Source organism: Acidobacteriota bacterium, assembly GCA_009838525.1.
Taxonomy (GTDB): domain Bacteria; phylum Acidobacteriota; class Vicinamibacteria; order Vicinamibacterales; family UBA8438; genus VXRJ01.
In genome coordinates, this window is sequence record VXRJ01000018.1 from 88,376 (window position 1) to 104,049 (window position 15,674).

A 15,674-nucleotide genomic window follows, 5' to 3' on the forward strand; every position below is an offset into this window, starting at 1 on the left:
CGACCATGCCGCACCGACCCCTGATCCGCCACTGGCTTCCGGCGACTTTGCTGCTCGGCGTCGCGGCTTTGCCCTTGTCGTCTCTGGTGGGCGCGCAGGAGGGTGAGACAATCACCCGCGAGGTGCGGCCGTTCGTGCCGGTCACGGACGAGATGCTGCGGAATCCGGATCCGGGCGACTGGCTGATGACCCACCGGACGTACGACTTTCAGGCGTACAGCCCGCTCGACGAGATAAACCGGGACAACGTGCATCAGCTCCAGGTGGCCTGGATGCGGGCGATGGACGAGGGACCGCAGCAGACCCAGCCGCTCGTCTACGACGGCGTGATGTACCTCGCCAACAACGACGATCACATCCAGGCGCTGGACGCGGCGACCGGGGACCTGCTCTGGGACTACCGCCGCCAGTTGCCCAGCGACCTGCGCGAGTACGTCACGCTGGGCAACCGGACCCGGAATCTGGCCATCTATGGCAACCACATCTATCACCTGACCTCCGACGCGCACCTGCTCGCGCTCGATGCCCGCACCGGCGAGGTGGCCTTCGACCAGGAGATGACCGACTACCGGGCGGGGATGACCCACTCGACGGGCGCCATGATCATCGACGGCCGGGTGCTTGCCGGGAGGGCCTGCTTTCCCACCGACATCCCGGCGCGTTGCTTCATCTCGGCCCACGATTCGGATACCGGAGAGGAACTCTGGCGGGTCTACACGGCGGCCGGAGCGGACGACCCTGGCGGGCAGACCTGGGGCAACGTGCCGACGTCGCAGCGGTTCCACGTGTCGGCGTGGGGCGCCCCGGGCAGCTACGACCCGGAGCTCGGGCTCATCTATTGGGGCATTGCGGTCCCGATGCCCTACACGCGCATCATGCGACGTGGCACCTGGGACGTCGGCGACAGCACGCCGTGCGAGCTGTACTCCAACTCCACCGTCGCCCTGGCCGTAGAGACGGGCGTAATGGAGTGGTACTACCAGCACCTGCCGTGCGACGACTGGGATCAGGACTTCGTTCAGGAGCGCACGCTGATTGACACGGTCGTCGCGCCCGATCCGGAGTCGGTGATGTGGATCAACCCGCGCATCGCCGGCACCGCCGAGGAGCGCAAGGTCGCGGTCACCCTGGGGGAGCCTGGCGGGCTGTTCGTCCTTGATCGGGAAACGGGTGAGTTTCTGTGGGCGACGCCGTTGCCGTATACGAGCACGGAGCGTTTCGTCATCCGCGACATCGATCCGGCGACCGGGCAGGTCTTCATCAACATGGACCTGGTGGCGCGCGAGCCTGGCCAGCAGTTCATCATCTGCGGGCACAACGTGAAGGGCTGGTGGTCCTGGTCATACAGCCCACGGACCGGGCTGCTCTACATTCCGATCAATCGCTCGTGTCTCAACCAGACCGCCAACGATCGGACGGTCTCGGGAACGGGCCCCAGGTTCACGCAACCCGAACCGGGATTCGCGGAGGACGGCCACCTCACCGAGGTGCGGGCGCTTGATATCTCGACCGGCCGGGAAGCGTGGCGCTATTCGCAGCGGGCTCCCAACGCTGGGTCGACGCTCGCCACCGCCGGCAACGTCGTCTTCTTCGGTGACCTCAACCGCCGCTACCGCGCCTTCGACGCGGAGACCGGCGACGTGCTGTGGGAGACGATCCTGGGTAGCCAGATCACCGGCTTTCCCGTCACATACGAGGCCGGCGGCCGCCAGTATCTGTCGGTGCCGGTGGGCGGCGCGGCGATATTCCGGATGAGCAACTACGCGCCGGAGCTCGAGGCGCCAATGGGTAGCAACATGCTCGTCACGTTCGCGCTGCCGCCGTCCTGAGGCTTCAGGCGTTGCAGAGACGTCGGATTCTCACGCTCCTGTTGCCCTTGGCGGTGACGACCGCCGCCTGTGCGCCGTCGTCGGGCGGCGGCGTAGCTGCCGGCGATTCGGACCCGCCGCGGGAGGTGGCGGTCGTGACCTCCGGGGGCCTGGCTGCGGCCTATGATCGCCTCGCGCCGCAATTCGAGGCAGAAACGAGTATCGGACTCGCGACCGCCTACGGGGCGTCGACCGGCGGCGCTCCCGACTCGATTCCGGCCCGCCTGGAGCGCGGGGAACGCTTCGATGTCCTGATCATGTCGCAGGCCGGCCTGGACGATCTCATCGGACGCGGCCTGGTCCGAGCCGACACCCGGGTCGATCTGGCCAGTTCATCGATCGGGATGGCGGTGCGCGAGGGAGCCGCACTCCCGGACATCAGCACACCCGAGGCGTTCGTGGAAACGCTGCTGGCCGCCGAGTCCATCGGCTACTCGGCGAGCGTGAGCGGGACGTACGTTTCCACGGAGTTGTTTCCCCGGCTTGGCTTGGCGGAGCAGCTTGCGCCAAAGGGCCGGCGCATCGAGAGCGAGCGCGTGGCGGCCGTCGTGGCGCGCGGCGAGGTCGAAGTCGGCTTTCAGCAGGTCAGCGAGATCCTCTCGATCCCGGGGGCGGCCTACGCTGGCCCGATTCCCGACGAGTACCAGAGGGTCACGACTTTCTCGGCCGGGATCGCGACGGATGCAGGAAACCCCGAGGGCGCACAGAGACTCATTGATTTCCTGTCATCCGGCGACGCAGCGGTAACGATTGCCGAGACGGGTCTCGAGCCGCTGCAAACAGCCAGATAGCCGTTGGACGGAGGGCCGGCGGATTCGGGGTCGAATCCCGCCCGCACCTGATGTAGTCTTGCTGGTTATGCAGCCGCGGGCGCTGTTGCTCGGCCGCGCGGTGTTTCTGCTGGCATTCCTCGTAGGTGCCGACCCCGCTACGGGTCAGGATGGGCTGAGTCTCATCGAGGCCGCCCGCAATGAGGATGCTGCGGCGGTGCGCGCGCTCGTCGAGGCGCAGGCACCCGTAGGCACCCCGCAGCCGGACGGCGCGACGGCGCTTCACTGGGCGGCGCACCGCGACAACCTGGAAATCGCGGACATCCTCCTCCGCGCGGGCGCCGACGTAAACGTGGAGAACGAGCTGGGGGTTTCGCCCCTTTCGCTGGCGTGCGCGAACGGCAGCGCCGCGATGGTGGAGAAGCTGCTGGCGCACGGAGCGGACGCCAACCAGACGCTGCCGACTGGCGTCACGCCGCTCATGACCTGCGCGCGGACTGGCAGCGTGGAGGCCGTAGAGAGCCTGCTGGCCCGCGGCGCCCGCGTGAACGACCGGGAGACGGTGCGCGGGCAGACCGCGCTGATGTGGGCGGTCGCGGAGAAGCACTCGGACGTCGCGGCCGCCCTCATCGCCGCCGGTGCCGACGTGCGGGCCCGCTCGCTCGGCGAGTTCACGCCGCTGTTGTTCGCCGCCCAGCAGGGCGACGTGGCGTCGGCCCGGTTGCTGCTCGACGCCGGCGTGGACGTGAACGAGGCGGGTGGCAACGGGAGCGCGGCCCTGCTGGTCGCCACCGAGAGCCGGCATCCCGCGATGGTGCGCTTCCTGATCGAGGCCGGTGCGGACGTGGACGCGATCGGCGCCGGGCGCACGGCGCTGCACGCCGCCGTGCAGCAGAAGCGCCGGGACATCGTGGAGCTGCTGCTGGCCGGTGGGGCGGACATCGACGCGCGGCTGCTGGGGCGGCTGCCGCGGGTGCCGGGCGACCTTTCCGTTACCAGCGGCCCGCTGTCCATGGTCGGGGCCACCCCGTTCTGGCTTGCCGCGAAGTTCGCCGATCTCGATCTGATGCGCCTCCTCGCCGACCGGGGCGCGGACACACGGCTCGCCAACGAAGGCGGCACCACGCCGCTGATGGTGGCGGCGGGCCTCGGCTGGGTCGACGGATCCGACCGCTACGGGCGCGTGAAGTTCAATGACGACTCGGTCCGCCGGGAGCGGCACGATCTCGAGGCGGTCAAGCTGGCCATGGAGTTGGGCGGTGACGTACACGCGGTGGACGATCACGGTCAGACGGCGATGCATGGCGCGGCCTACATGGGCGGCGACACCATCGTGCAGTTCCTGGCCGACCGGGGTGCGCCGGTAGACGTCGCCGATAACGACGGGTGGACGCCGCTGTCTATTGCCGAGGGCCTCTACGTCGGCGGCACTTTTCAGGTGCGGCCCACCACGGCCGCTCTGCTGCGCCAGCTCGGCGCCGGACAGGACAGCCAGTGATGCCGACGAGGATCCCGGCAGTGCGCGGGATGCTAACTGGCGTGCTCGGCGCGCTCGCGGTGGCGGTCGTCGCCGCTCCCGCGAGCGCTGCGCAGCCGGACCCCTCGCGGGCCTTCCTCGACCGGAACTGCATCGCGTGCCACAACAGCGCCCGCCCGACGGCGAACCTCGCGCTGGATGCGGAGGCGATCGATCCGCGCGATCCGCCGCGCGATGCCGCGATCTGGGAGAAGGTCGTCCGCAAGCTCCGGACCGGCGCGATGCCGCCGGCGGGCCGTCCGCGCCCCGACCCACGGGCCGCCACCGCGCTGGTCGCGCACCTCGAGACCGCCATCGACGCGGCCGCGGCACTCCGGCCGATGGTCGGCCGCCCGGTGGCGCATCGCCTGAACCGCGTGGAGTACGCCAACGCGATCCGTGATCTGCTCGGGCTCGACGTGGACGCATCGACGCTTCTTCCGCCCGACGACTCGGGCTACGGTTTCGACAACATCGGCGACGTGCTCACCGTCTCCCCCTTGCTGATGGAGCGCTACCTGGCGGCGGCCGGCAAGATTGCCCGCCTCGCCACGGGTATTGCGGGCGGCGCTTCGTCGGAGATCTACACGCTGTCCAAGTACCTCCGGCAGGACGACCGGATGAGCGAGGACCTGCCGTTCGGATCACGCGGCGGCATGGCGGTCCGGCATACTTTCCCGTCTACGGGCGACTACGTTGCCAAACTGCGTCTGCTCAAGAACCATCGCGACCAGATTCGCGGCATGCGGCAGGTTCACGACCTCGAGGTCCGGCTCGACGGTGAGCGCCTGCAACTGTTCACGGTAGGCCGCCTGCCCCTCGTAAACCCGACGCCGGAGCAGCGCGCGGACGAGCAGCAGTACATCCTGAACGGCGACGAGGGGCTCAATGTGCGTTTCCGGGCCACGGCCGGACCGCACCTCGTCTCGGCCGCGTTCCTCGCCAGGCCGGTCGTGCGGGAAGGGCCCTTGCGGCCGGCGCTGTCGGTGGCTACGTTCGGGTTCAGCGGTGACGCGGCGCTCTACGCAACCGAGGAGCCGGCCCTGTGGACCATCGAGATCGAAGGGCCGCTCGACGTCGCGCTACCTGTCCGGGCCGGCCACGTGGACACCGCCAGCGGGGAGCGCCTGTTCGTCTGCCGGCCCACGGACACCGCGGCCGAGATATCGTGCGCTCGGGACATCTTCTCTCGGCTCGTCCGACGCGCGTACCGCCGCCCGGTGACGGACGCCGACCTTGAGCCACTGCTCGCGCTCTTCGTGGAAGGCCGCGCGCGCGGCGGCTTCGAGGCAGGCGTCGAGCTCGCCCTGCGGAAGGTCCTCGCCAGCCCGGAGTTCCTCTTTCGCATCACGCACGATCCGGTGGACGCCGGGCGCGGAAGTCCGTATCGGCTCACCGATCTCGACCTTGCCTCGCGGCTGTCGTTCTTCCTCTGGAGCAGCATCCCGGACGAGGAGTTGCTCGGACTCGCTGAGCAGGGGAGGCTGGCCGACCCCGCCGTCCTCGACCGGCAGGTAGCCAGGATGCTGGCCGACCCCCGCTCTAGCGCACTGATCGACAACTTCGCCGGACAGTGGCTGTATCTGCGTAACATGCGGCTCGTCATGCCGGATCCGGAGACCTTCCCGGAGTTCGACGACAACCTGCGCGAGGCCTTCGCGCGCGAGACGGAGCTGTTTCTGACAAGTCAGCTCCGCGAGGATCGCAGCGTTCTGGACCTGTTGCGGGCGAACTACACGTTCCTGAACGAGCGGTTGGCCCGTCACTACGGAATCCCGGGCGTCTACGGCAGCCACTTCCGGCGGGTGGATCTGCCGGCGGGTGGGCGGCGCGGGCTGCTGGGGCACGCGAGCGTGCTGACCGTGACGTCGTACGCCACGCGGACGTCACCGGTGCTCCGCGGCAAGTGGCTTCTCGAGAACCTGTTGGGTGCCCCGCCGCCGCCCCCGCCGCCCGACATTCCGGCGCTACAGGAGATTGGCGAGGAAGGCGTCGCACCGAGTTCCGTCCGCGAGCGGATGGAAGTGCACCGGCGGAATCCGGTTTGTGCGTCGTGTCATGCGCAGATGGATCCGCTGGGGTTCGCGCTGGAGAACTTCGACGCCATCGGCCGGTGGCGGGAGACGGGAGAAGGCGGCAATCCGATCGACGCATCGGCGGAGCTGCCCAACGGCGAGACCATCACCGGCCCCGGCGGGCTGGCGCAGCTCTTCGCCGGGCAGCCCGACCGCTTCGCCTCGACGGTGGTCGAGAAGCTGATGACGTATGGAATCGGCCGCGGGGTCGAGTACTACGACGCGCCGGCCGTCCGGGCGATCGTCCGGGCCGCCACCGCGAGCGACTACCGCTGGTCGTCACTGATCTCGGGTATTGTCAGGAGCGCGCCGTTCCAGATGCGCATGTCTGACGGAGCCGTGTCCGACGCGAGGAGAGCGCCATGATCGTCACGAAGAAGCATGTGTCGCGGCGTACGGTGATCCGAGGACTTGGCGCCACGATGGCGTTGCCGCTGCTGGACGCCATGGTGCCGGCGTTCCGCCCGGTTCGGCTGTCGGCCGGCCGTCCGACGCGGCGGCTGGCGACGGTTTACGTCCCGAACGGCATCATCATGGAGCAGTGGACGCCGTCCACCGACGGCGCGGGATTCGACCTGCCGCCCACGCTGGCTCCGCTCGCGCCGTACCGCGACGACCTGCTCGTGCTGACCGGCCTTGTGCACCAGACGGCATACCCGCTGCCTGGCGAAGGCGCTGGCGATCACGCACGCGCGGCGGCCTGCTACCTGACCGGCGTGCACCCGAAGAAGACCGAGGGCGCCGACATCCGGGCCGGAGTCTCGATGGACCAGATCGCGGCGCAGCACGTCGGGTCCGAGACGCAGCTTGCATCGCTGGAGCTCGGCTGCGACCCGAGCTACTTTCTCGGCGCGTGCGACGCCGGCTACAGCTGCGCCTACGGCAACACCCTGTCATGGCGGACCGAGACCACGCCGCTGCCGGTCGAGATCAACCCGCGTGCGGTGTTCGAGCGGATGTTCGGAGACGCGGCGGACACCAGTGCCGTCGCTCGCCAGCGCCGGATCCAGGAAGATCGCAGCATTCTCGACGCGCTTCTCGCCGATGTCCGGAAGCTGCAGGGATCGCTGGGTGCGGGCGACCGCGAGAAGGTGGCGCAGTACGTCGACGCCGTCCGCGACGTCGAGCGCCGCATCCAGAAGGCCGAGCAACAGAGCGACCGTGAACTGCCGGTGCTCGAGAAGCCGTCAGGCATCCCGGACCGCTACGAGGATCATGTCCGGATGATGTTCGATCTGCAGGTGCTGGCGTTCCAGACCGACATGACCCGCGTCTCGACGTTCATCATGTCGCGCGAGGTCAGCTCGCGGACGTATCCGGAGTTGGGCATTCCCGATCCGCACCATCCGATCTCGCACCATCAGGACGATCCGGCCAAGGTCGAGAAGCTCGCGAAGATCAACGCGTTCCACATCAGCCTGTTCGCCCATTTCCTCGATCGTCTCCGGGCGACGGAGGACGGAGAGGGCTCGCTCCTCGACCACGCGATGATCAGCTACGGATGCGGAATCAGCGACAGTAACCAGCACCTGCACGACAACCTGCCCATCCTCGTGGCGGGTGGGGCCGGCGCCCGGATCGCGGGTGGACGTCATCTGCGCTTTGCGCCGGACACGCCGATGACGAACCTCCTGCTGACGTTGCTGGACAAGATGGACGTCCCGATGGACAACCTGGGCGACAGCACCGGACAGCTTCGGGAACTGTCAGAGCTGGCGTAGCCGGGATTCGCGGTCACGCGCCCGACCCGATCCGAACAGGCGACCATCGCGGCTCCCGGTTCACCGGTTCGCGCGCTCATCGGCGCGCCCGCCGCCGAGGTAGATAGCGACGTCCTGATTTCCTTCGTGGCAGGCGTATTCGTACATCTCGTACCCTGGGGCTCGGGTCAGCGGCATCGAGATCGTCCAGGGCCGGTCATAGACGTCGAGATCCTCGATCGTGACCTCCCACATGAGCTCGTCCTCCGACACCCGGGTAAAACGCTCGACGACGTGCATGGCGTCGCCGACGGGAAGCCCCTTCAGGCGCCCGCCATTGGAGCTCGTCACGATCATCGCCTGATCGTTGAAGTTCGTCGTGTCGACGACCAGCGTGTCGCCCTCCCAGTGCGCGCGGGCGTCACCGGTCCAGAGGCCGATATCTTCGTCGAGGTGAGGTCGATCGGTCACCGGAATGACCCGCGCCTCGTGGATCATCTCGTGCAGGATCACCACGAAACCCGGCGTTTGCAGAATGCGGTACGCGTTGTTGTAGCCGGTGGGCAGCATGGAGCCGGGGACGCCGCGCGTGATGCAGCGGTCCCACGTGCTCATGGCGCGGTAGTCGTCGCGCTGGCGTGCGAGGTTCCGTTCCCGAACCGCGGCGGCCCATGCCTTGACGGGAACCCGCCCATCCGGCGGGTCGACGACCAGCGATGTCTGGCGTGTCGACAGAAAACGTTCTCCCGCGTCCATCCAGACGTTGTACGCACCCAGAACTTCCGGACGCCTGGCGTTCGTCTGCTCCTCGAGGAGCGCGGCCTCTTCCTCGGTGAAGACCGCCTTGTCGGCAGCCGACTCGGGTACGACCACGTCGGAGTACGGCATGGTGTTGCCGCGCTCGAACGGGGTGATGGTCGCGTTCGTCCAGACGGCCTGCAGGTCGGGCCGGCCGTCCGGCATGCGCGGCATCGTCCAGGATCCGTCCGACTCCGGCGCTTGGCCCGCGGCCGGAGTGCTCAGCAGCACCCAGGTTGCGATGCCGACGATGCTCGTTCTGATGGCCATGTCTTCCCCCCGGTCGAGGCGCCTGCGCCGCAGGAGTTTCGCGCCAGCGAAACTTCCAACGCGCCGGGCACGGCGCGCCCTCTCGGTGCGACGGGAACTGCGACCGATTGCGCTTTGTCAGGTAAGTGAATACTCAGATACGCTATCAGCGACCGGAAGTCGCCGCCAAGAGGAAGCCGTTTTTTGCTAGCGCGGAGCGGGCCGTCAACGGTGATGGCGGAAGGAGACCAGAATGAGTCATTTGCGAGAAGCCGGCGGCGCCGCGCTGGTCGCGGCGCTGGTGCTGGCCCCGATGGTCGTGACGGCGCAACCGTCGTCCGACGTGCCGCGGACGCCGTGGGGCGATCCGGACCTGGGGGGTGTCTACGACTACAGCAGCATTACGCCGATGCAGCGGCCGGAGCAGTACGGCGACCGCGCGTATCTGACCGAGGAAGAGGCCGCGGAACTCGAAGCCGCGGCCGTCCAGCGGGACGAGGATGCGGCCAATGCGCCCGTCACCCGGTCGGTGGCGGGCGACAGGGCCGGCGCTTCGAGTCACTCGTGGTTGTGGGGGCTCGAGTTCGGCACGCAGGTCGTGGAGGATCTCCGAACATCGCGCATCGTCGACCCGCCGAACGGTCGCTACCCCGAACTGACGGAATGGGGCAAGGCCGACGCCGCGTCGCGCTACGGGTTCAACGACGACTCGCCAGCCGACGACTACACCGACCGTGGTTGGGGTGACCGGTGTCTGGCCATTCACGGGATGCCGATCAGCCCGCTTCCCTACAACAGCTTCGTGCAGATCTTCCAGACCCCCGACTACGTGGCGATTCTGTCCGAGGCGTTCCGAATCTGGCGGATTGTCCCCCTCGACGGACGCCCGCACGGCACGATTCGTCAGTGGCTGGGAGACACGCGGGGACGGTGGGAAGGCGATACGCTGGTCGTCGAGACCACGAACTTCTCCAACTATCTGCAGCAGGCCGGCTCCGGCCGGAACATGAACAGCCTGGTCGAAAAGTTCACGCGGGTGAGTCCGGACGTGATTCGCTACGAATACACCGTGGACGATCCGGTCAAGTGGGTGAGCCCCTGGACCGCCGCCATCTCGCTGAGAAAAACCGACCACCCGATGTTCGAGGTGGCCTGCCACGAGGGGAACTACGCCCTCGAGAACATCCTTCGGGGGGCGCGCGCGCAGGACGGGACTCCGGACGAGCCGGTATTCGAGGAAGGAAAGATCTGCTGGGACTGTGAGCCTGTCGTTCGGTAGCCGCACTCGATGGCTCAGCGGGCGGGGCTGAAGTTGTTACCGCGCGTCTCGCCGAAGCTGCGCCAGTCTGGTCGTTTTCCCGTACGGGATCAGCGCACGTAGAGCGACCCGCCGCCCAATTCGTGGAACACGATGGGAACGAAGTCGTTCGCCGTCCACGTCGCCTCCTGGCCCCATTGGGCATCGTATGCAGCCGTCGGCGCCGCGGCCATCACTTCGTCCAGGTTCAGGCCCTCGGAGATCATGCCCTGCACGCGGTCACGTATGTCGACGATCATGGCGAGGAACTCCATGAGCGCGTCGCGCCCCACGACCTCCAGGCCGTGTCCCGGAATCACCCGCGTGTCCGGTCCCGCCATCGCGATCGCCTGCTCGAGCGCCGCGATGGTGCCCGCGACCGAGCCCCCGTTGTAGACGTCGACGATCGGATAGCTGGTGGTTCGGAAGACGTCTCCCAGATGGAGTGCGTCCGAGTCCGGGAAGTGGACGAACGTATCCCCGTCGGTATGGGCGGCCGGCGCGAGAAACGCCCGCACCTCCTCGCCGTTGAAGTGAAAGGTCATGGTGTCGTTGTAGGTCACGACGGGACGTGCGCCGACCGGAGGCCGTGGTGCGAAACGTCCTCCCTGCCGCGGGAAACGGAGCCGCTCCAGGGCGCGAACCCGGACGTTGTCGTGCGCGAAGATCAGCACGTCCCGTCCGGCCAGCGGTTCGTTGCCACCGATGTGGTCCGGATGCACGTGGGTATTGATCAGGAAACGGATTTCGGCATCCGATACGCTGCGCACCGCGGCAACCAGCCTGTCGGCAAGCGGCGCGAACAGGGAATCGACCAGCAGGACGCCCTCCTCGCCGGCGAAGACGCCGACGTTGCCGCCGCCGCCCGGCCGCGTCACCATGTGAACCTGACCCGCCACGGGGACGATCGTCAGCTCGACCCCCGCGAACCGGTCGGTCGGGTTCTGCTCCCCGGCGGCGCCAACGGCCACGATGCAGGCGGCAACCATCGCGGCCAGGACAATACGGGGCTGTCCGGTCATGGGCGCATCCGGGAGTCTGGCGTGGTGGTCTTTCTCCGCCGCCTGAACCGGGCGCAGGGACGGCCGGGGGCGGTCCGGCCGGGAGCGTGCGGCTCGAGTGTCAGTGCACTATCAGCGGCACGCTGGCGGTCAGTGCGCCCCAGTCGAACGAAAGCGAATCCTCGTCGAGAGCGATGGTGAGCTGCTCGGCCGGCGGATCGAGTTCGCCTACCTCCATCGCAATATGTGCGAAGTCGTTCTCGCTGTTGTAGGCAGTGCCCCATTGGCCGGTCTCGCTGTTGACGATGAGGTGGAACTCGTCGTTCATGTGCTGGGTCCAGAGGGTGTACTCGCCGGCCGGGATGTGCGTTTCGCCCAGCATGAGGTCGCGGTCGGTCCGGAGCGTCGTCGCTTCGTCAGCCCCGAGCCGCCAGACGGCGTCTTCCATGGGCGGAACGTTCTCGCCGACAACCCGACCCTTGAGGTAGGGCCGGCCATAGTCGATGGTGATGTTCCCCTCGCCGACGGCCCAGTGGACGCTGACGTGCGGGCTGCCGCCGGCTCCCTCGTGGACGAGGGTGGCGTGACCGCCGCCGAGCATCTCCATGGCCTCGGCGCTGGCGCCCGCGTCGGTGTCCATGCCGTCATGGTCCATCGCGCCGCTGTCGGGAGCCTCGGCCACGTCGCTGCCGCCGCCGCCGCCGCACGCGACAGCCACCGCCGCCAGGATGCACAGGAGTGAGAGCTTCCAGTAGCTGGTCCGCATCGAACTACCCACCTTTCGGATTCAGAGAGGGGCGCAGCCCCGTCAACGCCAGTGAATTCACGAGAATACCACGGCGCTGCACCCCAACCGGAGCGCGATCAGAGGATGCGGCGACCCAGCGCGGATAGGGCCAGCTCGACGGCCAGTTCGGCGGTCTCGTTGCGGTTGTCGAGGGTCGGGTTGATTTCCACGAGATCGAGGGCGCGGAGCCGTCCGCTGTCGGCGACGGTCTCCATCAGGAGGTGCGCCTCCCGGTAGCTCAGTCCGCCCCGAACCGGCGTGCCGACCCCGGGCGCGATCGACGGGTCGCAGACGTCGAGGTCGAACGAGACATGCACGCCGGCGGTTCCCTCGCCCGCGAGGGCAAGCGCCTGGGTTGCCACGGCCGCCATGCCGAGGCGGTCCACTTCCTTCATCGTGAAGACGGTGACGCCTGATTCCCGCACGCGCTCGCGTTCCGCCGGATCGAGGCTGCGCACACCGATCAACACCACGTTGACCGGGTCGATCCGCGTATCACCGCGCCGGCCTATCGCGGCCAGCTCGTGGGGTTCCGGGCCCAGAAGGGCGGCAAGCGGCATGCCGTGGACATTGCCGGTCGCCGTGGTCGCCGGGGTGTTCATGTCGGCATGTGCGTCGACCCAGACCATGCCGACATGTGTGCGCTCGCGCTGCGCCGCCGTCACGGTAGCGGCGACGGATCCGGCCGCCAAGCTGTGATCGCCGCCGACTACGACCGGTAACGCGCCCGCGCCGTGGGCTGCGGACGCCGCGCGGTAGACCTGCCGGCAAACGCGCGCGATCGGGGCGATGTACTTCTTGCGATCATCCTGCGGCGAATGCGTCTCGGGCACTGCCGCCGGGACGTCACCCCGGTCGGTTACCCGGCAACCGAGCGTCGCGATGCGTTCGCCGAGGCGGGCGATGCGGAGGGCGGAGGGCCCCATGTCGGTCCCGCGACGACCGGCGCCGAGGTCGAGGGGGGCGCCGATGATCTCGACGGCGGGCCGCGTGGAGATGGCCTGTGGCGTCATGGCGTCGGTTCCGAGGAGGTCACGATGTTGCCTCCAGGCGTACGCCGGCCGTCGATCGCCGGTATTCCTCGACCGCCCCGCGCGCCGCCGCGCGGCCGGCTGCGACGCAGTCCGGGATGCCGACGCCCCGGAAGGCGGCGCCGACGATCCGGAGGCCGGGCAGGCTGGCGAGGCGCTCGTCAATCCGGGCGAGCCGGTCGATGTGGCCTGTTTCGATCTGCGGATTGGCGTCGATCCAGCGGTAGACGCGCGTCAGCGACGGCGCGCCGCGGATGCCGAGGAGGCGCGCGAGGTCGTCGTTGACCAGCTCAATCAGATCGTCGTCGCTGCGATCAAGCAGCTCCGGCGCGCGCGCGCCGCCGACGAAGCCGCGCAGCAGAACCTGGCCGTCCGGGGCGCGGGCGGGCCACTTCGACGAGATCCAGGTGGCGGCGAGAATGGAGAACGCACCCTCGGTGCGCGGTACGACGAACCCGGAACCGTCGAGGCGATGGGCGACGGCGCCGCGCGGGAAAGCGAGGGCGACCACGGCGGTCGACGTGGTGGGGAGCAGCCGGCAGAGACGGGCGATCGGCTCATTCATGCCGCCGACCAGCTGCGCCGTCGCCGCGGCGGGCAGCGCGCAGATCACCTGGTCTGCGGTCACGCCCGGCGTGTGGCCGGTCAGTTGCAGCGCATAAGGTCCGCCCGCCGATGCCGATGCCGTCGGCAAGACCGGCGTGATCGTCGCTGCGCGCGCCGCGGGTCCGTCCGCACGGGCATGCGTAATGGAGGTGACCGCACTGCGGCGGCGGATCGAAGCCGCCGGCAGCGCCGAGACGATGGCGCGGGGCAGTGCCTCGAGCCCGTCGGGGAGCGAACGGAACGGTCCGTCGCGGCGCGCGGCGGAGCGCGCGGCGTTCACCACGCGCATGCCCCGGATCACGCTGCCATGCACGCGCTCGGCCTCGACAAGACGCGGGAAGAGCGCCCGCATCGACAGCCGCTCCACGTTGCCGGCGTGGATGCCGGCGAGCAGCGGCTCGGCCAGGATGTCGACGGCTTCGCGTCCGAAACGGCGCCGAAAGAACGCGGCGATGGATTCGTCTTCGGTGTGTGCGCGCCCGCCCCGCCCCAGCAGGTCGAGCGTCATCCGCAACCGGCCGGACCAGGAAATGTGATCGCTTCCGGCGAGCGCCGCGAGGCTGGCCGGTATCCCGAACGGCGCACCGTGGGGCAGCGGCCGGAGCCGGCCGCGGCGCAGCACGTAGGCGCGGCGGGGTGGCAGCATCGGCACGAGACGGTCGGCCAGGTCCAGCTCGCGGCACAGCTCGATGGCCGCCGGCTTCTCGACGAGCAGCGAGTCGGCGCCGGCATCGAGGGTGAAGCCGTCCACCCGCTCGGTTCGGATCAGCCCGCCGAGGCGGTCGGACGATTCGAACAGAAGGAACGGCACGCCCTGCCGCTGCAGTTCGAATGCCGCCGCCAGACCGCTGATCCCCCCGCCGACGACGGCGAACGGGACGTGGTCCATCAGTGACGTCCGAAGCCGTAGCCACCCTGATGCACGAAGCGGGCGAGCGCCTGCACGTGCTCGACCGGCGTCTCCGGGAGGATGCCGTGTCCCAGGTTGAAGATGTGGCCTGGGCGGCGGCCGGCGCGCATCAGTACGTCCTCCGCTCCGGCGAGCATCCGATCGACCGGTCCGAGCAGTAGTGTCGGGTCGAGGTTGCCCTGCACCGCGCGAGTTGTCCCGATCCGCTCCCATGCCTCGTCGAGGGGAACGCGCCAGTCGACGCCGATGACGTCGCCTCCCGCGTCGGTCATGACGTCGAGAAGGGTCGCGGTCCCGGTGCCGAAGTGGAGGACCGGCACGCCGGTGGCGGCGACGGCGGAGAGGATGCGGCGCGTGTGCGGCGCGGCGAACTCCTGGTAGTCGTCCGGGCTCAGGGCGCCGACCCAGGAGTCGAACAACTGAATCGCCTGCGCCCCCGCCTCCACCTGGGCGACGAGGTAGTCGCCGAGGACGGTCGCGAAGGCGTTGCACAGCCGGTGCCATGCCTCCGGATCCCCGTACATGAGCGCCTTCGTCTTTGCGTAGTTGCGCGATCCGCCTCCCTCGATGGCGTAGGAGGCAAGCGTGAACGGCGCGCCGCCGAAGCCGATCAGGGGCACGCGGTCCTCCAGCTCGCGTGCGAGAATCCGGATGGTCGCCAGAACATGTCCCAGCGACTCGCGCGGGTCGACGGTTCGGAGCCTGTCGATGTCGGCGGCGCTCCGGATCGGACTCCTGATGACCGGCCCTTCGCCCGCCTGAAAGTCGAACGGGATCCCCATGGGGGCGAGTGGCAGCAGCAGGTCCGAAAAAAGGATGGCGGCATCGACGTCGAGTTGCTCGACCGGTTGCAGGGTCACCTGCGCGGCCAGCTCCGGCTGCGCGCAGATCTCCAGCAGCGTGTGCCGCGCGCGGATCTCGCGGTAGTCCGCCATGTAGCGGCCGGCCTGCCGCATGAACCAGACCGGTGTCGCGTCGACCGGTTCGCGGCGGCAGGCACGGAGGAAGCGATCGTTCACCTCGTCGATCGTACACCGCGGCGGATCCGTGCTAGCCTTCCGCTCCG

At 68.8% G+C, this 15,674-nt stretch carries 11 protein-coding genes and 1 pseudogene; 6 read left to right on the forward strand and 6 right to left on the reverse strand.

Going from position 1 to position 15,674, the window contains the following annotated elements; translation table 11 throughout:
* Nucleotides 1–5: 5 nt before the first annotated feature.
* The 5 genes from F4Y45_06260 to F4Y45_06280 are packed head-to-tail and all read left to right on the forward strand — an operon-like array spanning nucleotide 6 to nucleotide 7,950.
* A complete protein-coding gene (locus F4Y45_06260; GenBank protein MXY24111.1) occupies nucleotides 6–1,829 on the forward strand; it encodes a PQQ-binding-like beta-propeller repeat protein in 1,824 nt (607 codons plus the stop codon).
* Nucleotides 1,826–2,659, forward strand: coding sequence for an ABC transporter substrate-binding protein (locus tag F4Y45_06265; protein MXY24112.1), 834 nt, complete (start codon nucleotides 1,826–1,828; stop codon nucleotides 2,657–2,659). The genes F4Y45_06260 and F4Y45_06265 overlap by 4 nt, the downstream gene beginning before the upstream one ends.
* A 58-nt stretch (nucleotides 2,660–2,717) precedes the next feature.
* Nucleotides 2,718–4,136 (forward strand): hypothetical protein, encoded by a 1,419-nt coding sequence (locus F4Y45_06270; GenBank protein ID MXY24113.1) that lies wholly within the window; start codon nucleotides 2,718–2,720, stop codon nucleotides 4,134–4,136.
* Entirely contained in the window at nucleotides 4,136–6,595 is a 2,460-nt protein-coding gene (locus tag F4Y45_06275) for a DUF1592 domain-containing protein (protein MXY24114.1), read from the forward strand. Before F4Y45_06270 ends, F4Y45_06275 begins: the two co-directional genes overlap by 1 nt.
* Nucleotides 6,592–7,950: a DUF1552 domain-containing protein gene (locus F4Y45_06280; GenBank protein MXY24115.1), complete on the forward strand. Its 1,359-nt coding sequence runs from the start codon at nucleotides 6,592–6,594 to the stop codon at nucleotides 7,948–7,950. Before F4Y45_06275 ends, F4Y45_06280 begins: the two co-directional genes overlap by 4 nt.
* Before the next feature lie 779 nt (nucleotides 7,951–8,729).
* Here F4Y45_06280 and F4Y45_06285 read toward each other — a convergent pair.
* Nucleotides 8,730–8,942 (reverse strand): annotated as a pseudogene (locus tag F4Y45_06285) (hypothetical protein).
* 287 nt (nucleotides 8,943–9,229) lie between these two features.
* On the opposite strand from F4Y45_06285, the gene F4Y45_06290 reads away from it, so the two are divergent.
* Complete coding sequence (locus F4Y45_06290; protein MXY24116.1) at nucleotides 9,230–10,255, forward strand: hypothetical protein; 1,026 nt, start codon at nucleotides 9,230–9,232, stop codon at nucleotides 10,253–10,255.
* A gap of 89 nt (nucleotides 10,256–10,344) precedes the next feature.
* On the opposite strand, the gene F4Y45_06295 is transcribed toward F4Y45_06290, so the two are convergent.
* The 5 genes from F4Y45_06295 to hemE form a co-directional block, all read right to left on the reverse strand.
* Nucleotides 10,345–11,295: an MBL fold metallo-hydrolase gene (locus F4Y45_06295; GenBank protein ID MXY24117.1), complete on the reverse strand. Its 951-nt coding sequence runs from the start codon at nucleotides 11,293–11,295 to the stop codon at nucleotides 10,345–10,347.
* Between the two features lie 100 nt (nucleotides 11,296–11,395).
* Nucleotides 11,396–12,040, reverse strand: a complete 645-nt coding sequence (locus F4Y45_06300; protein ID MXY24118.1) for a DUF2911 domain-containing protein — start codon at nucleotides 12,038–12,040, stop codon at nucleotides 11,396–11,398.
* Nucleotides 12,041–12,138: 98 nt separating this feature from the next.
* On the reverse strand, nucleotides 12,139–13,074 hold the full coding sequence (gene rocF, locus F4Y45_06305) for an arginase (GenBank protein ID MXY24119.1): 936 nt from the start codon (nucleotides 13,072–13,074) through the stop codon (nucleotides 12,139–12,141).
* A gap of 19 nt (nucleotides 13,075–13,093) precedes the next feature.
* Nucleotides 13,094–14,587, reverse strand: a complete 1,494-nt coding sequence (hemG, locus tag F4Y45_06310) for a protoporphyrinogen oxidase (protein ID MXY24120.1) — start codon at nucleotides 14,585–14,587, stop codon at nucleotides 13,094–13,096.
* Nucleotides 14,587–15,627 (reverse strand): uroporphyrinogen decarboxylase, encoded by a 1,041-nt coding sequence (gene hemE / locus F4Y45_06315; GenBank protein MXY24121.1) that lies wholly within the window; start codon nucleotides 15,625–15,627, stop codon nucleotides 14,587–14,589. Before hemE ends, hemG begins: the two co-directional genes overlap by 1 nt.
* Nucleotides 15,628–15,674 lie beyond the last annotated feature (47 nt).